Source organism: Enemella evansiae (genome assembly GCF_004362375.1).
GTDB lineage: Bacteria > Actinomycetota > Actinomycetes > Propionibacteriales > Propionibacteriaceae > Enemella > Enemella evansiae.
In genome coordinates, this window is record NZ_SNXA01000012.1 from 41,447 (window position 1) to 65,524 (window position 24,078).

Consider the following 24,078-nt stretch of genomic DNA (forward strand, 5'->3'; position numbering starts at 1 on the left):
CGGAGTCCGGTGGAAACCCCACCCCAGCAGGCAGGAGCGCCCCCATGACGATCGATGAGGCCCGCGGTGCGGGCGGCCCGCAGCTGCCACCGGTGGAGGGCCCCGACGGCCCGTTGATGGACCAGCTGATCGGCCTCGGCAAGGTCTTCAGCCGCGCCGACACCACCCCCGACAACCGGGCGATCTTCCGCCAGGGCGGTCGGCAGGGCGATGTCTTCTACCGCGATCGCTGGAGCCACGACAAGGTGGTGCGCTCGACCCACGGGGTGAACTGCACCGGCTCCTGCTCCTGGAAGGTCTACGTCCGCGACGGGATCATCACCTGGGAGGCGCAGCAGACCGACTATCCGACCACCGGCCCGGACCGCCCCGAATACGAGCCGCGCGGTTGCCCGCGGGGTGCCGCCTTCTCCTGGTACACCTACAGCCCGACCCGGGTGAAGTATCCCTACGGCCGCGGCGTCCTGCTGGAGATGTACCGCGAGGCGAAGCGGACCCAGCCCGACCCGGTCGCCGCCTGGACCTCGATCGTCTCCGATCCCGAGAAGCGGCGCCGCTGGCAGCAGGCCCGCGGCAAGGGCGGCCTGGTCCGGATGAGCTGGGACGAGGCGCTCGAGCTGACCGCCGCCTCCTATGTGCACACGATCAAGACCTGGGGGCCGGACCGGCTCGTCTCCTTCTCCCCGATCCCGGCGATGAGCCAGGTCTCGCACGCGATCGGCACCCGCTTCACCCACCTCCTCGGCGGGGCGATGACGAGCTTCTACGACTGGTACGCCGACCTGCCGGTCGCCAGCCCGCAGACCTTCGGCGACCAGACCGATGTGCCCGAATCCGGGGACTGGTGGGATGCCACCTATCTGATGATGTGGGGCTCCAACGTCCCGGTCACCCGGACCCCGGACGCGCACTGGATGACCGAGGTCCGCTACCGCGGCACGAAGGTGGTCACGGTCAGCCCCGACTACGCCGACAACACCAAGTTCGCCGACGAATGGCTGCCCGCCCAGGCCGGTACCGATGCCGCGCTGGCGATGGCGATGGGGCATGTGGTCCTCAAGGAGAACTTCGTCGAGCGCCGGGTGCCGTTCTTCACCGACTACGTCACCAGCTACACCGATCTGCCGCACCTGGTCCGCCTCGACCAGCGCGACGGCCGCTGGTGCGCCGGCAAGTTCCTCACCGGGGCCGACCTCGGCGACAGCAGCGAGGATCCGGCGTTCAAGACCGTCGTCTGGGACTCGGTCACCGACGCCCCGGCGATCCCCAACGGGTCGATGGGTTTCCGCTACCACGCCGACGGCGCCGGGAAGTGGAATCTCGACCTCGGCGACGTCAAGCCCGCACTGTCCATGATCGATGTCGATCATGAAACCCTCGAGGTCGCGCTGCCGGCGTTCACCGACCCACGCGGCGAGGGGTCGGTGCTCACCCGCGGGGTCCCGGTGCGCCGGATCGGCGAGCACCTGGTCTGCACCGTCTTCGACCTGATGCTGGCCCAGTACGGCGTGGCCCGCGACGGCCTGCCGGGGGAGTGGCCGGCCGGTTACGACGACGCCAGCCAGCCCTACACCCCGACCTGGCAGGAGGAGATCACCTCGGTGCCGGCCGAACAGTGCCTGCGGATCGCCCGCGAGTTCGCCCGCAACGGCGAACAGTCCAGGGGCCGTTCCATGATCATCATGGGCGCCGGGGTCTGCCACTGGTTCCACGCCGATGTGATGTACCGCTCGATCATCGCGCTGCTGATGCTCACCGGCTGCATCGGCCGCAACGGCGGCGGCTGGGCCCACTACGTCGGCCAGGAGAAGTGCCGGCCGATGATCGGCTGGTTCAACCTGGCCAATGCCACCGACTGGCAGCGCCCGCCGCGGACCATGATCGGCACCGGTTACTGGTACATGCACACCGACCAGTGGCGCACCGACGGCTACTCCGCCGACGCGATCACCTCACCGCTGTCCACCGGCCAGCTCGACGGGATGCACACCGCCGACGCGCTGGTCCGCGCCAACCGGCTGGGCTGGATGCCGTTCTATCCGCAGTTCGACCGCAACCCGCTCGACCTGGCCGACCAGGCCACGGCGGCGGTGGAGCGCGGCGAGGCCGAATCGGTCGGTGAGTGGATCGCCGGTGAGCTGAAGGCCGGCCGGCTGAAGTCCGCGATCGAGGACATCGACGCACCCCGGAACTGGCCGCGCAACCTGATGCTGTGGCGCTCCAACCTGTTCGGTTCCTCGGCGAAGGGCAACGAATACTTCCTCAAGCACCTGCTCGGCACCCACAACAACGTGATGCCGAACGGCCACGGCGACGGGCTGCGCCCCGACGAGATCGCCTGGCACGACGAGGCACCCGAGGGGAAGCTCGACCTGCTGGTCTCCGCCGACTTCCGGATGACCTCCACCACGCTGCTGTCCGACATCGTCTTCCCGGCCGCCACCTGGTACGAGAAATACGACCTGTCCTCGACCGACATGCACCCCTATGTGCACGCGTTCACCCCGGCGATCAGCCCGCCGTGGGAGGCGAAGACCGACTTCGAGCTCTTCCGGTTGCTGGCCGAGCGGATCTCGGCGTACGCCCGGACGCACCTCGGCACCCGGTCCGATGTCGTCGCCGTCCCGCTGCAGCACGACACCCCCGGACAGATCGCCCAGCCCGGCGGTGGCGTACCGGACTGGAAGGGGACCGACCGGCCGGCCCGGCCGGGGCGGAACCTGCCGAATCTGATGGTGGTCGAGCGCGACTACACCGCGATCACCGACAAGCTGCTCAGCGTCGGCCCGCTCGCCGACCGGCTCGGGTTCACGGTGAAGAACATCACCTACGACGTCGAACACCAGGTCGGCCAGCTGGCGCAGCTGTTCGGTGTCTATGACCGCGGTGCCGCCGCCGGCCGCCCGGCGATGAACACCGACCAGCGGATGGCCGAATCGATCCTGATGTTCTCCGGCACCACCAACGGGGAGCTCGCCACCCAGGGATTCCGCACCCTGGAGAAGATGACCGGGCGCCGGCTCGCCGACCTGTCGGAGGGTTCGGAGGAGCGCCGGATCACCTTCGCCGAAACGCAGAACGCGCCGCAACCGGTGATCACCTCACCGGAGTGGTCCGGGTCGGAGACCGGCGGCCGCCGCTACACCGCGTTCACCATCAACACCGAGCGGCTGAAGCCGTGGCACACCCTGTCGGGGCGGATGCACTTCTTCCTCGACCACGACTGGCTGATCGACGCGGGGGAGCAGCTGCCGATCTACCGGCCGCCGCTGAACATGACCCGGATGTACGGGGAGCCCGAACTGGGTACCCGCGGTGCCAACCCCGCGCGTGAGATCGCCGTCAGGTATCTCACTCCGCACAACAAGTGGGCGATCCACTCCGAATACCAGGACAACCTGTTCATGCTGTCGCTGAGCCGCGGTGGCCCGGCCTGCTGGTTGAGCACCGAGGACGCGGCCGCGATCGAGGTGCGCGACAACGACTGGATCGAACTGGTGAACGCCAACGGTGTCTTCGTCGCCCGGGCGATCGTCAGCCCACGGATGCCGGCCGGGGTGGTCTACGTGCCGCACGCCCAGGAGCGCACCGTCGACGTGCCGAAATCCGAGGCGACCGGCCGCCGCGGCGGCATCCACAACTCGGTCACCCGGATCCTGCTCAAGCCGACCCATCTGATCGGCGGGTACGCCCACCTGGCGTACGCCTTCAACTATCTCGGCCCGACCGGTGTCCAGCGCGACATCGTCTCGGTCATCCGCAAGCGCTCCCAGGAGGTGCAGTACTGATGCGCATCATGTGCCAGGTCGGCATGGTGATGAACCTCGACAAGTGCATCGGCTGCCACACCTGTTCGGTCACCTGCAAGCAGGCGTGGACCAACCGGGCCGGGACCGAGTACGTCTGGTTCAACAATGTCGAGACCCGCCCCGGGCAGGGCTATCCGCGCCGCTACGAGGATCAGCAGAAGTGGAAGGGCGGCTGGACGCTGAACCGGCGCGGTCGGCTGCAGCTGAAGTCGGGCAACCGGCTCACCAAACTGCTCGGCATCTTCGCCTCCCCGGTGCAGCCGGAGCTCGCCGACTACTACGAGCCGTGGACCTACGACTACCAGACCCTGGTCACCGCACCGCTCGGTGACGACTTCCCGGTCGCCCGGCCGAAGTCGCTGATCACCGGCAAGGACATGAAGATCACCTGGTCCTCGAACTGGGACGACAATCTCGGTGGCGCCGGGGAGATGGGTCAGCTCGACCCGATCGTGGAAACCCTGCGTGAGCAGGCGAACGAGAGCATCCGGTTCTCCTACGAGAAGACCTTCATGTTCTATCTGCCGCGGATCTGCGAGCACTGTCTGAATCCGTCCTGCATGGCGTCCTGCCCCTCGGGTGCGATCTACAAGCGGGTCGAGGACGGCATCGTGCTGGTCGATCAGGACAGGTGCCGCGGCTGGCGGCAGTGTGTCACCGGCTGCCCCTACAAGAAGGTCTATTTCAACCACCGCACCGGAAAAGCGGAGAAGTGCACGTTCTGCTACCCGCGGTTGGAGGTCGGGTTGCCGACCGTGTGCGCCGAAACCTGCGTCGGCCGGTTGCGTTACATCGGGGTCTTCCTCTACGACGCCGATGCGGTGACCGCGGCGGCGAGCGTACCGGATGAACAGGACCTCTACCGCGCCCAGCTCGACCTGATGCTCGATCCCGATGACCCGGAGATCGTCCGGATCGCCCGCCAGCAAGGGATTCCCGAGGACTGGCTGGAGGCGGCGCGACGCTCACCGGTGTACGCCCTGGCGAAGAAGCACCAGGTCGCGCTGCCGCTGCATCCGGAATACCGCACCATGCCGATGGTCTGGTACATCCCGCCGCTGTCCCCGGTGGTGGACCTGCTCTCCGCCCAGGGCCACGACGCCGAGGAGCCGGGCACCCTGTTCGGTGCCATCGATGCGCTGCGGATCCCGGCGGAATACCTGGCCGAACTGTTCACCGCCGGCGATGTCGACGAGGTGGATCGGGTGCTGAAGGTGCTCGCCGGGATGCGGTCCTACATGCGCGGGATCACCCTCGGTGGGGCGGGGGACGAGAGCGTCGCCGAGCTTATCGGTTACACCGGCGACGAGCTGCAGCAGCTCTACCGGTTGCTCGCGATCGCCAAGTACGACGAGCGTTACGTGATCCCCAAGGCACACGTCGAGCAGGCCCACGACCTGGAGGAACTGGGTTGCTCCCTCGATCTCGACGGCGGTCCGGGGATGTATGAGACCAGCGCCTTCGGTGAGATGTCCGGGCGGCCGACCCCGGTCGCGGTGGAGACCTTCGCGGCCCTGAAGCAGCGCCAGACCACCGCCGAGGCGGCCGGTGAGGAGCAGCTGGAGAACCGGGTCAACCTGCTCAACTGGGACGGCAACGGCACTCCCGACGGCATCTTTCCCAAGGAGCGTTGATGAACGCGACGATGGTGTACGCCGCAGCGGCGGCCTGCCTGCGGCATCCGGACGAGCAGCTGCTGGCCGCGCTGCCGACGATCACCCGGGCCGCCGACCAGGCCGGGGCGGCGGAACTGTTCGCACCGCTGCTGGCGCACCTGGGCGGCCACTCGCTGACCGAGCTGCAGGCCTGCCACGCCCAGGAGTTCGACCTCTCCCGCCGGCACGCGCTGCACCTCACCTACTGGACCGACGGCGACACCCGCCGCCGCGGGGAATCCCTGCTGCGCTTCAAGAAGGCGTACCGGGACTCCGGTCTGCTGGTCGACCTGGCCGGTGAACTGCCCGACCATCTGCCGATGGTGCTCGAGTTCGCGGTGCAGCTGCCGGAGCAGGGATTCCAACTGCTGCAGCAATCCCGGCCGAGCCTGGAACTGCTGCGGTTGGCGCTGCGCGATGACGAACTGCCGCACACCGGCGTCCTCACCGCCATCTGCGCGACCCTGCCGGGGAGGTCACCGGAGGACCGGTTGTCGATCTCCCGGATGGCCGGCGTACCCGAACAGCCACCCAGCGAATCCGTCGGCCTGGCGCCCTATGGCACCCGGCTGCCCCTGATCACCGAGGAGCTCTCGTGAATCCCCTCGACACCGCGGCCGTGGGTCCGCTGGACATCCTGCTGTGGGGGGTCTTCCCCTACCTGTCCTTCGCACTGCTGGTCGGTGGCACGATCTGGCGCTGGCGCTACGACCAGTTCGGCTGGACCACCCGCTCCTCCCAGCTCTACGAGGGTGGCCTGCTGCGGATCGCCTCACCGCTGTTCCACTTCGGCATCCTCGCCGTGGTCGCCGGGCACGTGATGGGCCTGCTGATCCCGAAGTCGTTCACCGACGCGATCGGGTTCAGCCAGTCCGCCTATCACGTCGTCGCCTTCTTCATCGGTGGGCTGGCGGGCGTGTGCACCCTGGTCGGGCTGGCGCTGCTGATCTGGCGGCGCCGGACCACCGGGCCGGTGTTCAACGCCACCACCGTGAACGACAAGGTGATGTATGTCTTCCTGACCGCGGCGCTGGTGCTCGGCCTGCTGGCCACCTTCTTCGGCAGCCGCGGTTCCGACGGGGGAGAGCACAACTACCGCGAGACCGTCTCGATCTGGTACCGCTCGCTGTTCTACTTCCAGCCGAAGATCGAGGACATGGTGGCGGCGCCGACGGTCTTCCACGTGCATGTGCTGGTGGCGATGACGCTGTTCGCGATCTGGCCGTTCACCCGGTTGGTGCACGCCTTCAGTGCCCCGGTGCACTACCTCTTCCGGCCCTACATCGTCTATCGCAGCAGGGATCCCCGGCATCGGGCCGGTGCCCAGGTCACCCGCCGCGGTTGGGACCCGATCGGCACCCGCGACAACCACCGCCCCGGGCGTACCGAGCGACGCGAGCGTTCCGGGCGTACCGACCGCACCACCAGGAAGTAGCCCCATGACGCACGAAACGGCCCCCGCGGACCACGCACCCCGCGGGTCGGGCCGGGTACTCACCCTGTCCTCGATCGCCTTCACCGTGATGTTCGCGGTGTGGTTGATGTTCGGCATCCTCGGCAAACCGATCCAGCAGGAGTTCGGGTTGAGCGATGTCCAGCTGTCCTGGATCAGCGCGGTCGCCATCCTGAACGGGTCGATGTGGCGGTTGCCGGCCGGCATGCTCACCGACCGGGTCGGTGGCCGGAAGATGATGCTGGTCATTCTGGTCTGCTCCGCGGTGGCGGCCTTCGCGGTCAGCTTCGCGCAGAACTACGCGATGCTGCTGGTGCTGGCCTTCCTGGTCGGCTTCGCCGGCAACTCGTTCTCGGTCGGCATCGCCTGGAACTCGGCCTGGTTCCCCAAGCGCCGCCAGGGCCTGGCGCTCGGTGTCTTCGGCGCCGGCAACGTCGGCGCCTCGGTGACCAAGTTCATCGGCCCGCCGCTGATCGCCGGCACCGCCGGGGCGACCTATCTGGGTGTCATCCCCGGTGGCTGGCGACTGGTCCCGGTGATCTATGCCGGACTGTTGCTGCTGCTCGCCGTGGCCATCGCGGTCGGCGCGCCGCGACCGGATCGGATGACCGGCTCGGGCAAGTCACTCGGCGAGATGCTGCGGCCGCTGCGGCAGGCCCGGGTCTGGCGGTTCAGTCTCTACTACGTCGCGGTCTTCGGGGCGTACGTGGCGCTCTCGGCCTGGCTGCCGAAGTACTACATGGACAACTTCGGGGTCACGCTGACCGCCGCCGGCCTGCTCACCGCCACCTTCATCTTCCCCGCCTCGCTGCTGCGGCCGCTCGGCGGCTGGTTCTCCGACCGGTGGGGTGCGCGGCGGGCGATGTACGGCACCTTCGCGGTGATGCTGGTGACCACCGGCATCCTGATGATGCCGAACGGCCATCTGGTCATCGACCACGCCGACGGCAGCAGCAGCGAGCACCTGGCGTACGCCATGGGCCTGCTGCCGTTCGCGGTGCTGGTCTTCCTGCTGGGCTGCGCGATGGGGGTCGGCAAGGCCGCGGTCTACAAGCACATCCCGGAGTACTTCCCCGACAACGTCGGCTCCGTCGGCGGGCTGGTCGGGATGCTCGGCGGGCTGGGCGGCTTCCTGCTGCCACCGCTGTTCGCCTACACCAAGGCCTGGTCCGGCTTCCCGACCAGCACCTTCTTCGTGCTCTTCCTGCTCACCGCCGCCTGCGCGATCTGGATGCACCTGACCGTGGTCCGGATGCTGCACGAGCGCTCACCCGAGCTGGCCGAGGACATCGAAACACCCACACCCGCGGAGGTAGACGCATGAGTGAGACCACAGCCGAGAAACCCAGGGGCCGGGAGTGGCTCACCAGCTGGGACCCCGAGGACGAGCAGAACTGGGACAAGGGGCTCGCCTGGCGTACCCTCTGGATCTCCACCTTCACCCTCACCCTCTGCTTCGTCGCCTGGTTCCTGCCCAGCGCGATCGCACCGAAGCTGACCAACCTCGGTTTCGACCTGACCACCAACCAGCTCTACTGGCTGACCGCGATGCCCGGGCTCGCCGGCGGCCTGCTGCGGATCGTCTGGATGGTGCTGCCACCGATCCTGGGCACCCGCAAGCTGGTCACCCTGACCACGCTGCTGCTGATCTTCCCGGTGCTCGGCTGGGGGGTCCGCGTACAGGACCCGACGACGCCGTTCTGGGAACTGCTGCTGCTCGCCTTCCTCTCCGGCATCGGCGGCGGTGCGTTCTCCGGTTTCATGCCCTCGACCTCCTATTTCTTCCCGCGGTCGAAACAGGGCACCGCGCTCGGCCTGCAGGCCGGCATCGGCAACTTCGGCGTCTCCCTGGTGCAGCTGCTGACGCCGTGGCTGATCGGCTTCGGGATGTTCGCCTTCATGGGCAGCCCGCAGCTGATGACCGGGCTGCCCGGCAAGCCGACGACCGAGGTCTGGTACCAGAACGCGGCGCTGTTCTACATCCCGTTCATCATCATCGGCGCCGTGGTGGCCTGGCTGATGCTGAAGTCGGTACCGGTGAAGGCGAACATCCGCCAGCAGTTCGACATCTTCACCAACGCCGATACCTGGTACATGACGCTGATCTACATCATGACCTTCGGCACCTTCTCCGGGCTGTCCGCGCAGTTCGGGCTGCTGATGAAGAACCTCTACGGGGCCGGGAACCCGGCGATCGTCTCCGGGACGGGGGCGAACGCCCAGCTGCTGGTGGCCGGTTACCAGGTGCCGGACCCGGTCAGCTATGTCTTCCTCGGTGCGCTGGTCGGGGCCGGGGCGCGGGTGCTGTTCGCGCCGCTGACCGACAAGATGGGCGGCGCGGTCTGGACGCTGGTCTCCGGGCTGGGCATCCTCGGTTCGATCCTGTTCACGATGACCGCGCTGACACCGGACCCCGCGGCCGGAGCCGAGGCGCTGCAGGGCCAGTTCACCCGGTTCCTGTGGGGGATGCTGCTGATCTTCCTGTTCTCCGGGATCGGGAACGCGTCGACCTTCAAGCAGATGCCGATGATCTTCGAACGCCGCCAGGCCGGTGGGGTGATCGGCTGGACCGCCGCCATCGCCGCCTTCGGGCCCTTCCTGTTCGGTATCGGGCTGACCCTGATGAGCGCGTGGACCTTCTATCTGATCGGCGCGGTCTGGGCGGTTCTCTGCATCCTCATCACCTGGCAGCGGTACGCCCGCCCGAACGCCCCGAAGAAGAGCTGAGGAGGCCCATCGAGCAGCGACCCCGGCGCAGCGGAGCGGGTGGGTCACGCACATCGAGTAGCAACCCCGGCGCAGCGGAGTGGGTGGGTCACGCACATCGAGTAGCAACCCCGGCGCAGCGGAGCGGAGCCGGGGTTGCGTGTCGAGATGTGCCCCACCCAGGGGGTGTGCATGCCCAGCGATGTGGACGAGACGCCTGAGTCAGCAGGCGCGCTCGTCCACATCGCCCGGGGATGTCCACCCCCTGGGTGTCCGGCGACACCCCGCGGCGGTGTGGGCACCGGGCACCCAGGAGCGACACCGGGCACCCGGTTCCGCCACGCAGTTGTGGGTGCCCGGTCGCACAACCGGGTGCCCGGGCCGCGGTTGGTCGCTGATGGCCTGCGGAATCTGCGGCTCGATCGGGAAATCGGCCGATCTGAGCACCGATCGGGAAACGAGCCGCAGATTCTGGCGGGGTCGCGCGAGGCGGGCACGGTGCTCGGGGGTCCGGTCCCGGTCATCTCGACACGGCGGCCATTGCTCCGCTTCGCTGCGCATGGCCGCCTACTCGATGAGCGTGGGGGACTCGCTCGTACCTCGCTCGCTCACCCAGCGAGCGCCCCGCGACACGGGCGGTTTCTGCGGAGTCACTTGCCAACGAGCCCGGCGTGAGTATGCTTTTTCCGAGCGTTCGACCGCTGGTTCCCACCGGCGATGATTTGACCGTTCTGGTCCACGCTGCGCGCGTGTCTTTACATCGGGTGTACTTTCGGGTAGTGTAGGGGTTTGCCCCGCGTAGATTCGACCCTCGTCCGGTTCCCTGCTCGTCAGTCCGTGCTTGACAAGGGTCGTTCAGCATGCACAGAACAGAACGCCTGCGAGTTCTCGGAAGGACCAAGCTGTTGGCCGCCTCGCGCACTGCCTCGAAGAACACCAACGTCGTATCCCCCACTGGCCGGATCTCTTTCGCCAAGATCGCCGAACCGATGGAAGTCCCGGACCTGCTCGATCTGCAGGTCGACTCCTTCGACTGGCTGATCGGCAACCAGGTCTGGCAGGACCGTGTCCAGGCCGCCCTGGACGAGGGCCGGACCGACGTGAACACCAAGTCCGGCCTCGAGGAGATCTTCGAGGAGATCTCCCCGATCGAGGACTTCTCCCAGACGATGTCGCTGTCGTTCCGCGACCACCGCTTCGAGGAGCCCAAGTTCTCGGTCGACGAGTGCAAGGACCGTGACGTCACCTACGCCGCGCCGCTGTTCGTGACCGCCGAGTTCATGAACAACGACACCGGCGAGATCAAGTCCCAGACCGTCTTCATGGGCGACTTCCCGCTGATGACCGACAAGGGCACCTTCGTGATCAACGGCACCGAGCGTGTCGTGGTCTCCCAGCTGGTCCGTTCCCCGGGCGTCTACTTCGAGCAGACCCCGGACAAGACCTCCGACAAGGACATCTTCACCTGCAAGGTGATCCCGTCCCGCGGTGCCTGGCTCGAGTTCGAGGTCGACAAGCGCGACATGGTCGGCGTACGCCTGGACCGCAAGCGCAAGCAGAACGTCACCGTGCTGCTGAAGGCCCTCGGCTGGACCGATGAGAAGATCCTGGAGGAGTTCGGCCAGTACGAGTCGATCCGGCTCACCCTGGAGAAGGACGCCACCACCGGCCAGGACGACGCCCTGCTCGACATCTACCGCAAGCTGCGTCCGGGCGAACCGCCGACCCGGGAGGCCGCCCAGGCGCTGCTGGAGAACTACTACTTCAACCCGAAGCGCTACGACCTGGCCAAGGTCGGCCGTTACAAGATCAACAAGAAGCTCGGGCTTGATCAGCCGTTCGACCAGCAGGTGCTGACCATCGACGACATCGTCTCCGCGATCCGCTTCGTGGTGGCGCTGCACGAGGGTCAGGAGACCCTGCCGGCCGCCAACGGCGAGGAGATCATCGTCGAAGAGGACGACATCGACCACTTCGGCAACCGTCGCCTGCGGACCGTCGGCGAGTTGATCCAGAACCAGCTGCGCACCGGCCTCGGCCGGATGGAGCGCGTGGTGCGCGACCGGATGACCACCCAGGACATCGAGGCGATCACCCCGCAGACCTTGATCAACATCCGTCCGGTGGTGGCTGCGCTGAAGGAGTTCTTCGGCACCTCGCAGCTGTCCCAGTTCATGGACCAGAACAACCCGCTCGCCGGGCTCACTCACAAGCGCCGGCTCTCGGCGCTGGGCCCGGGCGGCCTGTCCCGCGACCGCGCGGGCATGGAGGTCCGTGACGTGCACCCCTCGCACTACGGCCGGATGTGCCCGATCGAGACCCCCGAAGGCCCGAACATCGGCCTGATCGGCTCGCTGGCCTCCTTCGGCCGGGTGAACGCCTTCGGGTTCATCGAGACCCCGTACCGCCGGGTCACCGACGGTGTGGTCACCGACACGATCGACTACCTCACCGCCGATGAGGAGGACCGCTACGTGGTCGCGCAGGCCAACGCGGTGCTCAACGACGACGGGTCGTTCGCCGAGGAGCGCGTGCTGGTCCGTAAGCGGCACGGCGAGGTGGACACCATCCCGCGCGAGGAAGTGCAGTACATGGACGTCTCGCCGCGCCAGATGGTGTCGGTGGCGACCGCGCTGATCCCGTTCCTCGAGCACGACGACGCGTCCCGGGCCCTGATGGGTGCGAACATGCAGCGTCAGGCGGTGCCGCTGATCCGCAGCGACCGCCCGTTCGTCGGCACCGGCATGGAGTACCGCGCCGCCGTCGACGGTGGCGAGGTGACCGTGGCCGCCAAGGCGGGCGTCGTCTCCTCGGTCTCGGCCGACCTGGTCGAGATCGCCTGCGACGACGGCACCTACCAGACCTACCGGCTGCACAAGTTCAACCGCTCCAACGCCGGCACCTGCATCAACCAGCGTCCGCTGGTCACCGCGGGTGACCGGGTCGAGCCCGGTACGCCGCTCGCCGACGGGCCGGCCACCGACAGCGCCGAGATCGCGCTGGGCCGCAACCTGCTGGTGGCGTTCATGCCGTGGGAGGGCCACAACTACGAGGACGCGATCATCCTGTCCCAGCGACTGGTGCAGGACGACGTGCTCACCTCGATCCACATCGAGGAGCACGAGGTCGATGCCCGCGACACCAAGCTCGGTGCCGAGGAGATCACCCGCGACATCCCCAACGTCTCCGAGGAGATGCTGGCCAACCTCGACGAGCGGGGCATCATCCGCATCGGCGCCGAGGTCGGCACCGGCGACATCCTGGTCGGCAAGGTCACCCCGAAGGGCGAGACCGAGCTGACCCCGGAGGAGCGGCTGCTGCGCGCGATCTTCGGCGAGAAGGCGCGCGAGGTCCGCGACACCTCGATGAAGGTGCCGCACGGCGAGGCCGGCACGGTCATCGGCGTCCGCGTCTTCGACCGCGAGGAGGGCGACGAGCTCGCCCCGGGTGTGAACCAGCTGGTCCGGGTCTACGTGGCCCAGAAGCGGAAGATCTCCGACGGCGACAAGCTCGCCGGCCGGCACGGCAACAAGGGTGTGATCTCCAAGATCCTCCCGGTCGAGGACATGCCGTTCCTGGAGGACGGCACCCCCGTCGACATCGTGCTGAACCCGCTCGGCGTCCCCTCCCGGATGAACGTCGGACAGGTGATGGAGCTGCACCTCGGCTGGATCGCCAAGACCGGCTGGGATGTCACCGAGGTCGACGAGCCGTGGGCGCAGCGCCTGGTGGAGAACGGGATCGGCATGGTTGCCGGCGACCAGCGCCTGGCCACCCCGGTCTTCGACGGTGCCACCGAGCAGGAGCTCTCCGGGCTGCTGGAGAACGGCCTGCCGACCGCCGACGGCCTCAAGCTGGTCGACGGCTCCGGCAAGGCGCGGCTCTTCGACGGTCGCTCCGGCGAGCCCTACCCGGACCCGATCGGTGTCGGCTACATGTACATGCTGAAGCTGCACCACCTGGTCGACGACAAGATCCACGCCCGTTCCACCGGCCCGTACTCCATGATCACCCAGCAGCCGCTGGGCGGTAAGGCACAGTTCGGTGGCCAGCGGTTCGGCGAGATGGAGGTCTGGGCACTGGAGGCGTACGGCGCCGCCTGGGCCCTGCAGGAGCTGCTGACGATCAAGTCCGACGACGTCCAGGGCCGGGTCAAGGTCTACGAGGCGATCGTCAAGGGCGAGAACATCCCCGAGCCGGGCATCCCGGAGTCGTTCAAGGTGCTGGTGAAGGAGATGAAGTCCCTCTGCCTGAACGTCGAGGTGCTCAGCTCCGACGGCACGGTGGTCGAGCTGCGCGAGTCCGATGAGGACAACTACCGCGCCAGCGAGGAGTTCGGCATCGATCTGTCGCGTCGCCCGGGTGAGGGCTTCGCAGCTGTCGACGACGTCTGACCCCAAGGGGGGTACGCCGCAGCGGCGCGTGCCGCGCCGGCCGGCGTACCCCTCCCACAACAGCAGAGCTTGACGCAGCGGGGTGGCGTACACCCCGCACGAACACAGAGGAAACACATTGCTCGACGTCAACTTCTACGACGAACTCCGAATCGGTCTGGCCACCGCGGACGAGATCCGCGAGTGGTCCCACGGTGAGGTCAAGAAGCCCGAGACGATCAACTACCGCACGCTCAAGCCCGAGCGTGACGGCCTGTTCTGCGAGAAGATCTTCGGTCCCACCCGGGACTGGGAGTGCTACTGCGGCAAGTACAAGCGGGTCCGGTTCAAGGGCATCATCTGCGAGCGCTGCGGCGTCGAGGTGACCCGGTCCGGGGTCCGCCGGGAGCGGATGGGCCACATCGAGCTGGCCGCCCCGGTCACCCACATCTGGTACTTCAAGGGCGTCCCGTCGCGGCTGGGGTACCTGCTGGACATCGCCCCGAAGGACCTGGAGAAGGTCATCTACTTCGCGGCGTACATGATCACCTCCGTCGACGAGGACGCGCGGCACCGCGACCTGTCCTCGCTCGAGGGCAAGGTCGATGTGGAGCGCAAGCAGCTGGAGAACCGGCGCGACTCCGACATCGAGAACCGGATGAAGAAGCTCGAGGAGGACATGGCCACCCTCGAGGCCGAGGGCGCCAAGGGCGAGCAGAAGAAGAAGGTCAAGGACGCCGCCGAGAAGGAGATGAAGCAGCTCCGCGACCGCGCGCAGCGCGATCTCGACCGGCTCGACGCCGTCTGGGCCCGCTTCAAGGGCCTCAAGGTCCAGGATCTCGAGGGCGATGAGATCCTCTATCGCGAGATGAAGGCCCGCTTCGGCAAGTACTTCGAGGGCTCGATGGGTGCCGCCGCGATCCAGAAGCGGCTGCAGGACTTCGACCTGGAGGCCGAGGCAGAGTCGCTGCGCCAGACCATCCAGACCGGCAAGGGCCAGCGCAAGACCCGCGCCCTGAAGCGGCTCAAGGTGGTCTCGGCGTTCCTGCAGACCAACAACAGCCCGACCGGCATGGTGCTGGACTGCGTCCCGGTGATCCCGCCGGACCTGCGTCCGATGGTGCAGCTGGACGGTGGCCGCTTCGCGACCTCCGACCTGAACGACCTCTACCGCCGGGTGATCAACCGAAACAACCGGCTCAAGCGACTGCTCGACCTGGGTGCCCCGGAGATCATCGTCAACAACGAGAAGCGGATGCTGCAGGAGGCCGTGGACTCGCTGTTCGACAACGGCCGCCGCGGCCGTCCGGTGACCGGCCCGGGCAACCGCCCGCTGAAGTCGATCTCCGACATGCTCAAGGGCAAGCAGGGCCGGTTCCGCCAGAACCTGCTCGGCAAGCGCGTCGACTACTCCGGCCGTTCGGTCATCGTGGTCGGCCCGCAGCTCAAGCTGCACCAGTGCGGTCTGCCGAAGGCGATGGCGCTGGAGCTGTTCAAGCCGTTCGTGATGAAGCGGCTGGACGACCTGAACCACGCCCAGAACATCAAGTCCGCCAAGCGGATGGTGGAGCGGCAGCGGCCGGTCGTGTGGGACGTCCTCGAAGAGGTCATCTCCGAGCACCCGGTGCTGCTGAACCGTGCCCCCACGCTGCACCGCCTGGGCATCCAGGCCTTCGAGCCGCAGCTGATCGAGGGCAAGGCCATCCAGATCCACCCGCTGGTCTGCACCGCCTTCAACGCCGACTTCGACGGCGACCAGATGGCGGTCCACCTGCCGCTGTCCGCGGAGGCGCAGGCCGAGGCCCGGATCCTGATGCTGTCGACCAACAACATCCTCAAGCCGGCCGACGGCCGGCCGGTGACCATGCCCACCCAGGACATGATCATCGGGCACTACTTCCTCACCCAGGAGCGCGAGGGCTCCGTCGGTGAGGGCCGGGTGTTCGGTTCGGTGGCGGAGGCGCTGATGGCCTTCGACCTGGGCGAACTGGCGGTCGGCGCGAAGATCCGGCTGCGGCTGCGCGACATCGTGCCGCCGGAGGGTTCGGAGCTGCGCGCCGACGGGTCGATCCTGCTGGAGACCACTCTCGGCCGGGCGATCTTCAACGAGGCGCTGCCGGCGGACTACCCGTTCGTCAACGCCGAGGTCGGCAAGAAGCGGCTGGGCGTGATCATCAACGATCTCGCCGAGCGGTACCCGAAGGTCGAGGTCGCCACCTGCCTGGACGCGCTGAAGGAGCTCGGTTTCCGCTGGGCCACCCGCAGCGGTGTCACGGTGTCCATCTCCGACGTCCAGACCCCGGCCAACAAGCCGGAGATCCTGGCCGGTTACGAGGAGCGCTCCACCAAGATCGACAAGCAGTGGGAGCGCGGTCTGATCACCGAGGACGAGCGGCGCCAGGAACTCATCGAGATCTGGACCGACGCGACCGCGGTGCTGACCAAGGAGATGGAGGAGAACTTCACCGAGACCAACCCCATCTACATGATGGTGCACTCGGGTGCTCGCGGAAACATGACGCAGATGCGTCAGATCGCCGCGATGCGTGGCCTGGTGGCCAACCCGAAGGGCGACATCATCCCGCGGCCGATCAAGTCCAACTTCCGTGAGGGCCTGACCGTGTTGGAGTACTTCATCTCCACCCACGGTGGCCGTAAGGGCCAGGCCGACACCGCGCTGCGGACCGCCGACTCGGGTTACCTGACCCGTCGTCTGGTGGACGTGTCGCAGGACGTGATCATCCGCGAGGAGGACTGCGGGACCGAGCGCGGCCTGAACAAGGTGATCGCCGAGTGGACCAAGCCCGGTACCGACGCCAACGGTCGTCCGACCCGCGTCCCGGCCGAGCCCTTCGAGGAGGGCGCGACCGTCGCGGCGGCGGAGAACGTCGAGACCGCGGTGTACGCCCGGACGCTGGCCGTCGATGTCACCGACCCGAAGACCGGCGAGGTGCTGGTACCGGCCGGGGTCGACCTGGGCGATGTCAACATCGCGCTGCTGGTCAACTCCGGGGTGACCTCGGTCAAGGTGCGCTCGGTGCTCACCTGCGAGGCGGTCACCGGGACCTGCGCGGCCTGCTACGGCCGGTCGCTGGCCTCCGGCAAGCTCGTCGACGTGGGCGAGGCCGTCGGTATCGTCGCGGCCCAGTCCATCGGCGAGCCCGGTACCCAGCTGACGATGCGTACCTTCCACACCGGTGGTGTGGCCGGTGACGACATCACCCAGGGTCTGCCCCGTGTGGTCGAGCTCTTCGAGGCCCGTACCCCGAAGGGCAAGGCGCCGATCGCCGAGTTCGCCGGCCGGATCCGGATCGAGGAGGGCGAGCGTTCGCGCAAGGTCTTCCTGGTGCCGGACAACGGCGAGGAGGAGCTCGAGGTGCCGGTGGGCCGCCGGGCACGGCTCGAGGTCACCGACGGCGAGCGGGTGACGGTGGGTCAGCAGCTCACGGCCGGTACGCCGGATCCGCAGGACGTGCTGCGCATCCTCGGTGTCCGCAAGGTGCAGGAGCACCTGGTGGCCGAGGTGCAGAAGGTGTACGGCACCCAGGGTGCCGCCATCCACGAGAAGCACATCGAGATCATCATCCGCCAGATGCTGCGGCGGATCACGGTGATCGAGTCCGGTGACACCAACCTGCTGCCGGGCGACTGGGCCGATCGTGGGGCGTACGAGGCGGAGAACCGCAAGGTGGTCGCCGAGGGCGGCCAGCCGGCCTCCGGCCGTCCGGTCCTGATGGGTATCACCAAGGCGTCGCTGGCGACCGAGTCGTGGCTCTCGGCGGCCTCCTTCCAGGAGACCACCAAGGTGCTCACCGACGCGGCCATCCACGGCAAGTCCGACTCCCTGGTCGGTCTGAAGGAGAACGTCATCCTCGGCAAGCTGATCCCGGCCGGTACCGGTCTGGAGCGCTACCGCAACATCCGGGTGGAGCCGACCGCGGAGGCCAAGGCGGCGTCGTACTCGATGAGCTACGACCCGTACGACTACGCCTTCGGTTCGGGTTCGGGTGCCTCGGTGCCGCTGGACGACTTCGATCTCGGCGAATACCGCTGATCGAGTCTCCTACGCCGGCTGAGCGAGTCGAAGCCATCGGTTGAGACAGGGGGAGGGCCCCGGGACTTCGGTCCCGGGGCCCTTTCGCGTCCTCCGGGGGTACGCCAGCTTCACGCACGCTCGTCAGCCTGATGTACGGACGACCCGAACCGGCCGACATGCAACAGGGCCCCGGAACCGGAGTTCCGGGGCCCTGCTCTGTGCCTGGGGATCGGGTAGGGATCAGACGCCGGTGTTGGCCAGGCCGCCGGTGCTCGGCTTCTCGGTCGGCTTCTTGGTGGGCTTCTTCGTCGGGGGCGGGGTCCCCGGCAGCGAACCGCCGATGGTGTAATCGACCGGACCGCCGAGCTCCTCGACACCCTTGGGGGTCTGCAGCGTCACGGTCCCGTTCACCGGGAACCGGTTGATCGTGCAGGTGAAGCTGGTGGTCTTCGACGCCGGCTTCCCGTTCAGGCCGGAGAAGGTCACCGTGGTGGACCCGCTGCCCTGGCAGGTGGCGCCGGTGACCTTGCTGTAGTTCACCACGTAGGCACCGTCGGTGTTGGTGGTGACCTCGACGGTCAGCGTGTAGTTCTCCCCGGCGGCGTAGGACGGCTTGTCCGAGGTCATGTCCGAGATGCCCGCCTCTCCACCGGCGCGCTTGGCCCCGATCCTGTCCTTCGAGATCGGGAGGTTCTGATCCGGGGTCGAGGCGGCGGAGGGCTTCGGCGTGGGCGTCGGGGCGGCCTGGGCGCTGAGGGCGTACGCCCCGGAGAACGCGAGACCGCCGGCCAGGCTGGCGGCGAGAAGTTTGCTGCGGAGCATGGGTGATCCTTCCGGAATGCAGATGATGATGGGAAGAGTGCGATTCCGAGGCCGAACGTAGGCCGGGCCCCCGCCCGCCCGACCTGGCCACTCCGGCAGGAGTTCCAAGCGTGACCGAATCGTTGCAATTGACACTCGGTAGGTCGTGGACACCGGCTTCACCCACCCCGGGGCCGAGTGCCATGGTGGCGGGTGGTGCACATCGACGAGGGAGAAGCAGATGAGCGTGATCGAGGATGCCCGGAGCCAGCAGGACGAACTGCGGCGCTTCCGGCGGGAGCTGCACGGTGAACCCGAACTCGGGCTGGAGCTCCCGCGGACCCAGGAGCGGGTGCTCGCCGAGCTCGACGGCCTGGCCCTGGAGACCACCCTGGGCAGGGAGGTCAGCAGTATCGGCGCGGTGCTCCGCGGCGGAGCCGGTGCTGGTACGCCGGCCGACCGGCGGCCGACGGTGCTGCTGCGCGCCGACATGGACGCGCTCCCGGTCCAGGAGGAGACCGGGGTCGACTACAGCTCGCGCGTCGCGGGCACGATGCACGCCTGCGGGCACGACCTGCACACCGCGATGCTGGTCGGTGCCGCGCGGATCCTCGACGACCGCAGGGATCGGCTGCCCGGTGACGTGGTGCTGATGTTCCAACCGGGCGAGGAGGGCTACGACGGCGCGGCGTACATGGTGCGCGAGGGCATCCTCGACCTGGCCGGTCGCCGCGTGGACGCGGCGTACGGGCTGCACGTGATGTCGGCGATGATGCCGCCAGCGCTGTTCGCCAGCAGGCCCGGCCCGCTGATGTCGGCCTCCGACGTGCTGCACGTGACGGTGCACGGTGCCGGCGGGCACGGTTCGGCCCCGCACCGCGCCAAGGATCCGGTGGTGGTGGCCGCCGAGATCACCACCGCGTTGCAGACCGTGGTCACCCGGCACTTCGACATGTTCGACCCCGTGGTGGTGACGGTCGGCCGACTGGTCGCCGGCACCAAGGCCAACGTGATCCCTGCCAGTGCGGAGATCGAGGCGACCGTGCGCTCCTTCTCCACCGAGAACCAGGAACGGCTGCGGGAGGATCTGCCGCGGCTGGTCACCGGGATCGCGCGGGCGCACGGCTTGGACGCCGAGGTGGAGTACCAGTTTCAGTACCCGCTGACGATCAACGACCGGGCCGAGACCGACTTCCTGGCCCGCACCACCACCGAACTGTTCGGTGAGCAGCGGTTCGTGCCGATGGTGAATCCGGTCGCCGGTTCCGAGGACTTCTCCCGGGTGCTGGACGAGGTGCCGGGGGCCTTCGCCTTCCTTTCCGCGGTCGGTCCGGGCGTGGATCCGGCGACCGCGGCGTACAACCACTCACCGTTCGCGACCTTCGACGACCAGGTGCTCGTCGACGGTGCCGCCCTCTATGCCCAGCTCGCCATCGACCGGCTGGAATCCCTGTCGACGCAGGAAAAGCAATGAGCAGCGCGGCGGTCACGCCGCCGTCCGCACCGCGCCAATCGATCCGCAAGACGCTGCTCGGCACCGGTCTGGGCAACGCCCTGGAGTGGTACGACTGGAACGTCTACACCGCGATGAGCGCCTTCCTGGCCGCGCATCTGTTCGACAGGTCCGATCCCACCTCGGCGGTGCTCAGCACCCTGGCCGTCTTCGCCGTCGGCTTCCTCGCCCGTCCCCTCGGTGGGTTCCTGTTCGGCTGGGTGGGGGACCGCAAGGGGCGCAAATTCTCTTTGATGCTGAGCGTTGCGGCCGCCTCGGTCGGTTCGCTGCTGATCGGTCTGGCGCCGGAGTTCGACACCGTCGGCGTCGTCGCCTCGATCTGGCTGCTCTGTGCCCGCCTGCTGCAGGGTCTCGCGCACGGTGGCGAACTGCCCTCGGCGCAGACCTATCTGGTCGAGGAGGCGCCGCGGGAACGGCGCGGTCTCTGGTCGTCGTGGATCTATGTCTCCGGCACCGCGGGCAACATGATCGCGCTCGCGGTCGGTGCGCTGCTGGCCACCGTGCTCAGCAGGGACCAGATGTCCGGTTTCGGCTGGCGGATCCCGTTCCTGCTCGGCGCGGCATTCGGGTTGTACGCCCTCTACATGCGCAAGGGAATGATCGAATCGGAGACCTTCGTCGCGGACGTGGCGCAGACCGACGAGCCGAAGATCCCACTGCTCAAAGACATTGCGGCGCACTGGCGGCAGGCGCTGCAGGTCATCCTGATGACCAGCGGCGGTACCGTCGCCTACTACGCCTGGGCGGTCAACGCCCCGGCGTACGCCCAGAACCAGCTCAAGATCCCGGCCGCACCGGCACTCTGGGTCGGCGTCGCGGCCAACCTGATCTTCGTCGCGCTGCTGCCGGTCTATGGCTGGCTGTCGGACCGGATCGGGCGCAAGAAGGTGGCGCTGTTCTCGGTGCTCGGTTCCGCGGCGCTGTTCATCCCGATGAATGCGGTGCTGTCCAACACCCCGCTGTCGCTGTTCATCGCGATGGGCACGATGATGATCACGCTGTCGGCCTATTCGGCGATCGCGCCGGCGATGTACGCCGAGATGTTCCCGACCCGGGTCCGGACCGCCGGGGTCGGTGTCCCGTATTCGATCTGCATCGCACTCTTCGGCGGCACCGCCCCGCTGATCCAGCAGGCCCTCGTCGGGCGCTACCCGGACCAGAAGCTGCTCTTCCCGATCTATGCCATCGCGCTGCTGCTGGTCTCGGCCGGCACCATCCTCTCGCTGCGGGAGACCCGCGGCATCGACCTCTCGTCTGACGTCGGCTCGCGCGCGGCGCGCGATGACCCCGCTCTTCGGCCCAGTCGTCGAAGCCCCTCGCGGTGATTCGGTGGATGGTCGGGTGGGGTGACGCGGGGGTCTTCTCCTTGGTGGGCCTGCATCGCGGGGGCGCGCCGCTGGACGCTCGCCTCCCGTGACGTCGGCTCGCGCGCGGCGCGCGATGACCCCGCTCTTCGGCCCAGTCGTCGAAGCCCCTCGCGGTGATTCGGTGGATGGTCGGGTGGGGTGACGCGGGGTCTCAGCCGGGGTTGGCGTCGGTGACGTCGGCGACCTGGGCGTCCAGCACCCGGACCAGGTCGTCGGCGGCCACGGTGGCCGCGACACCGGGCGCACCGCCGCCGATCGAGACGGTGCCGCTGATCCGCTTGTCGGCGATCACCGGCAGCTGCCGCAGCGAACCGAACGGGGTGATCGTGCCACGCACGTAACCGGTCACCTCCCGGGCGGCATCCGCATCGGGCATGGAGATCCGGGACACCCCGAGCAGGTCGCGCAGCTTCGGCCAGGAGATCTGCCGATCACCCGGCACCAGCACGAACAGATGGTCCTCCGCGCCGCGGCGGACCACCATCGTCTTGATGATCTGCCCCGGTTCGACCCCACGCGCCACCGCGGCCTCCGCCAGCGACCGCACCGGCCCGTGCCGGGTGACCGAGTGGTCGATCCCGGCGGCCTCGAGGGCCCGCTTCGCCCGTTCGGCACCGTCCTGGGTGGCTGCGTCCATGGTGGGCATTCTGGCACCGGTTGATTCGCCCCTGAGTGGGGGATAGCCTGATCGACCCGCGTCCACTGTTCGAGACGACCCGAAGGAGGGCCGCCTCATGCCGGCATCCGTTCCTGGTGACCATCTGCGCGACCTGAACCCTGACCCGAACCGGGGAGCGGAGGTCGACCACCGCTCACCCGGCGAGCAGCAGCCTGCCCTCGGCAGCCGCGAGTTCCGGATCCGGATGATCGGTCTGGCGGCCGGCGTACTGCTCGGCCTGGCGGTCTTCTTCCTGATGCCCGGCGAGGTCCCGCGCCCCGCCCGGATCACCGCCGCCACCGCCGTGCTGATGGGCATCTGGTGGATGACCGAGGCGCTCCCGATCCCGGCCACCGCACTGGTTCCGCTGATCGTCTTCCCGACCATCGGCGGCGCGAAGTTCGACACCGTCGGCGGGTCCTACGGCAACAACGTGATCTTCCTGTTCATGGGCGGATTCCTGCTGGCGCTGGCGATGCAGCGCTGGAACCTGCATCGCCGGCTCGCGCTGCTCACCGTGCGCGCGATGGGTACCAGGCCGTCGGCGGTGGTCGCCGGATTCATGATCGCCACCGCCTTCCTCTCGATGTGGGTCTCCAACACCGCCACCGCGGTGATGATGCTGCCGATCGGCGTCTCGGTGCTGATGCTGGTCACCCGCCTCGGTGAGCGGGTCGAGGGCGCCGACCCCGAGTCCGCCGAGGTCAAGGAGGCGGTCGTCCGGTCCAACTTCGGCACCGCGCTGATGCTCGGCATCGCGTACGCCGCCTCGCTCGGTTCGCTCGGCACGATCATCGGTACGCCACCGAACACCCTGCTGGTCGGTTACCTGGCCCGCGAGCACGACATCACCATCGGCTTCGGCCAGTGGATGCTGGTCGGGGTGCCGCTGTCGGTGGTCTTCCTGGTGATCTGCTGGTTCCTGCTCACCAAGGTGCTGTTCAAGGCCGAGATCTCCGAGATCCCCGGCGGACGCAGGCTGATGGACGACGAGCTGGAGAAGCTCGGCAAGGTCTCCTCCGGTGAGATCCGGGTGCTGGTGATGTTCGTGCTGGCCGCGGTCGCCTGGATCGCGGTCCCGCTGATCTTCGGTGACAGCGTGCCGATCAGCGACGCCGGGATCGCGATGACGGTCGGGTTGCTGCTCTTCCTGCTGCCGGCCGGCACCAAGCGGGGCGTACGCCTGCTCGACTGGGAGTCGGCGGTCAAGCTGCCCTGGGGCGTACTGCTGCTGTTCGGCGGCGGCCTCGCGCTGTCGGCGCAATTCTCCTCCTCCGGGCTGACCAAGTGGATCGGTGAGCAGGCCGCCGGGCTCGGCGGCGTACCGGTCGTGCTGCTGGTCGCGATCGCCTCCGCCGGGGTGCTCTTCCTCACCGAGATCACCTCAAACACCGCCACCGCCGCCACCTTCCTGCCGGTCGCCGGCGGGGTGGCGATGGGGATCGGCGCCGATCCGCTGCTGCTCACCATCCCGGTGGCGCTGGCCGCGACCTGTGCGTTCATGCTGCCGGTGGCCACCCCGCCGAACGCGATCGCCTACGGCTCGGGCTATGTGACCATCGGGCAGATGGTCAAGGGCGGCATCTGGCTCAACCTGATCGGCATCGTGCTGATCACCCTGGTCACCATGACCCTGGCGGTGCAGGTCTTCCAGATCACCCTCGGCTGAACCGTCGGCCGATCACCGGGGCCAACTAGGCTGGCCCA

At 68.1% G+C, this 24,078-nt stretch carries 13 protein-coding genes; 11 read left to right on the forward strand and 2 right to left on the reverse strand.

The features are described from left to right. Positions 1 to 44: 44 nt before the first annotated feature. From C8D81_RS16390 to C8D81_RS16425, 8 genes are all read left to right on the forward strand, one after another. A complete protein-coding gene (locus tag C8D81_RS16390) occupies positions 45 to 3,788 on the forward strand; it encodes a nitrate reductase subunit alpha (protein WP_133626421.1) in 3,744 nt (1,247 codons plus the stop codon). Beyond that, the gene (narH, locus tag C8D81_RS16395) at positions 3,788 to 5,443 is read left to right on the forward strand and encodes a nitrate reductase subunit beta (RefSeq protein ID WP_133626422.1); all 1,656 of its coding nucleotides are present in this window, start codon (positions 3,788 to 3,790) and stop codon (positions 5,441 to 5,443) included. Before C8D81_RS16390 ends, narH begins: the two co-directional genes overlap by 1 nt. After that, complete coding sequence (gene narJ / locus C8D81_RS16400) at positions 5,443 to 6,063, forward strand: nitrate reductase molybdenum cofactor assembly chaperone (protein ID WP_133626423.1); 621 nt, start codon at positions 5,443 to 5,445, stop codon at positions 6,061 to 6,063. Before narH ends, narJ begins: the two co-directional genes overlap by 1 nt. After that, complete coding sequence (narI, locus tag C8D81_RS16405) at positions 6,060 to 6,899, forward strand: respiratory nitrate reductase subunit gamma (RefSeq protein WP_229117854.1); 840 nt, start codon at positions 6,060 to 6,062, stop codon at positions 6,897 to 6,899. The genes narJ and narI overlap by 4 nt, the downstream gene beginning before the upstream one ends. 4 nt (positions 6,900 to 6,903) lie before the next feature. Beyond that, a complete protein-coding gene (locus C8D81_RS16410; protein ID WP_094430988.1) occupies positions 6,904 to 8,241 on the forward strand; it encodes an MFS transporter in 1,338 nt (445 codons plus the stop codon). Then, positions 8,238 to 9,644 (forward strand): MFS transporter, encoded by a 1,407-nt coding sequence (locus tag C8D81_RS16415; RefSeq protein ID WP_094405555.1) that lies wholly within the window; start codon positions 8,238 to 8,240, stop codon positions 9,642 to 9,644. Before C8D81_RS16410 ends, C8D81_RS16415 begins: the two co-directional genes overlap by 4 nt. A gap of 884 nt (positions 9,645 to 10,528) precedes the next feature. Further along, entirely contained in the window at positions 10,529 to 14,017 is a 3,489-nt protein-coding gene (gene rpoB / locus C8D81_RS16420; protein WP_166646857.1) for a DNA-directed RNA polymerase subunit beta, read from the forward strand. A 118-nt stretch (positions 14,018 to 14,135) separates the two neighbouring features. Next, the gene (locus tag C8D81_RS16425) at positions 14,136 to 18,050 is read left to right on the forward strand and encodes a DNA-directed RNA polymerase subunit beta' (protein ID WP_133626425.1); all 3,915 of its coding nucleotides are present in this window, start codon (positions 14,136 to 14,138) and stop codon (positions 18,048 to 18,050) included. A 222-nt stretch (positions 18,051 to 18,272) separates the two neighbouring features. On the opposite strand, the gene C8D81_RS16430 is transcribed toward C8D81_RS16425, so the two are convergent. Continuing rightward, positions 18,273 to 18,854: a hypothetical protein gene (locus C8D81_RS16430; protein ID WP_094429949.1), complete on the reverse strand. Its 582-nt coding sequence runs from the start codon at positions 18,852 to 18,854 to the stop codon at positions 18,273 to 18,275. 220 nt (positions 18,855 to 19,074) lie between these two features. Here C8D81_RS16430 and C8D81_RS16435 point away from each other — a divergent pair, with 220 nt between their 5' ends. Both C8D81_RS16435 and C8D81_RS16440 read left to right on the forward strand, forming a co-directional pair. Next, the gene (locus C8D81_RS16435) at positions 19,075 to 20,307 is read left to right on the forward strand and encodes a M20 metallopeptidase family protein (protein WP_094429950.1); all 1,233 of its coding nucleotides are present in this window, start codon (positions 19,075 to 19,077) and stop codon (positions 20,305 to 20,307) included. Further along, the gene (locus C8D81_RS16440; RefSeq protein WP_094429951.1) at positions 20,304 to 21,671 is read left to right on the forward strand and encodes an MFS transporter; all 1,368 of its coding nucleotides are present in this window, start codon (positions 20,304 to 20,306) and stop codon (positions 21,669 to 21,671) included. Before C8D81_RS16435 ends, C8D81_RS16440 begins: the two co-directional genes overlap by 4 nt. A gap of 193 nt (positions 21,672 to 21,864) precedes the next feature. Here the strand turns inward: C8D81_RS16440 and C8D81_RS16445 are convergent, their stop codons facing one another. Next, the gene (locus C8D81_RS16445; protein WP_094429952.1) at positions 21,865 to 22,350 is read right to left on the reverse strand and encodes an aminoacyl-tRNA deacylase; all 486 of its coding nucleotides are present in this window, start codon (positions 22,348 to 22,350) and stop codon (positions 21,865 to 21,867) included. A gap of 97 nt (positions 22,351 to 22,447) precedes the next feature. Between C8D81_RS16445 and C8D81_RS16450 the strand changes: the two genes are divergently transcribed. Further along, a complete protein-coding gene (locus tag C8D81_RS16450; RefSeq protein ID WP_094359659.1) occupies positions 22,448 to 24,040 on the forward strand; it encodes an SLC13 family permease in 1,593 nt (530 codons plus the stop codon). Positions 24,041 to 24,078: the final 38 nt, after the last annotated feature.

Excerpts from the sequence above, each read along its gene's own strand:
- C8D81_RS16390 (WP_133626421.1), top strand. The coding sequence starts at position 45 with ATGACGATCGATGAGGCCCGCGGTGCGGGCGGCCCGCAGCTGCCACCG.
- narH (WP_133626422.1), top strand. The coding sequence starts at position 3,788 with ATGCGCATCATGTGCCAGGTCGGCATGGTGATGAACCTCGACAAGTGC.
- narJ (WP_133626423.1), top strand. The coding sequence starts at position 5,443 with ATGAACGCGACGATGGTGTACGCCGCAGCGGCGGCCTGCCTGCGGCAT.
- C8D81_RS16410 (WP_094430988.1), top strand. The coding sequence starts at position 6,904 with ATGACGCACGAAACGGCCCCCGCGGACCACGCACCCCGCGGGTCGGGC.
- C8D81_RS16415 (WP_094405555.1), top strand. The coding sequence starts at position 8,238 with ATGAGTGAGACCACAGCCGAGAAACCCAGGGGCCGGGAGTGGCTCACC.
- C8D81_RS16430 (WP_094429949.1), bottom strand. The coding sequence starts at position 18,854 with ATGCTCCGCAGCAAACTTCTCGCCGCCAGCCTGGCCGGCGGTCTCGCG.
- C8D81_RS16435 (WP_094429950.1), top strand. The coding sequence starts at position 19,075 with ATGAGCGTGATCGAGGATGCCCGGAGCCAGCAGGACGAACTGCGGCGC.
- C8D81_RS16440 (WP_094429951.1), top strand. The coding sequence starts at position 20,304 with ATGAGCAGCGCGGCGGTCACGCCGCCGTCCGCACCGCGCCAATCGATC.
- C8D81_RS16445 (WP_094429952.1), bottom strand. The coding sequence starts at position 22,350 with ATGGACGCAGCCACCCAGGACGGTGCCGAACGGGCGAAGCGGGCCCTC.
- C8D81_RS16450 (WP_094359659.1), top strand. The coding sequence starts at position 22,448 with ATGCCGGCATCCGTTCCTGGTGACCATCTGCGCGACCTGAACCCTGAC.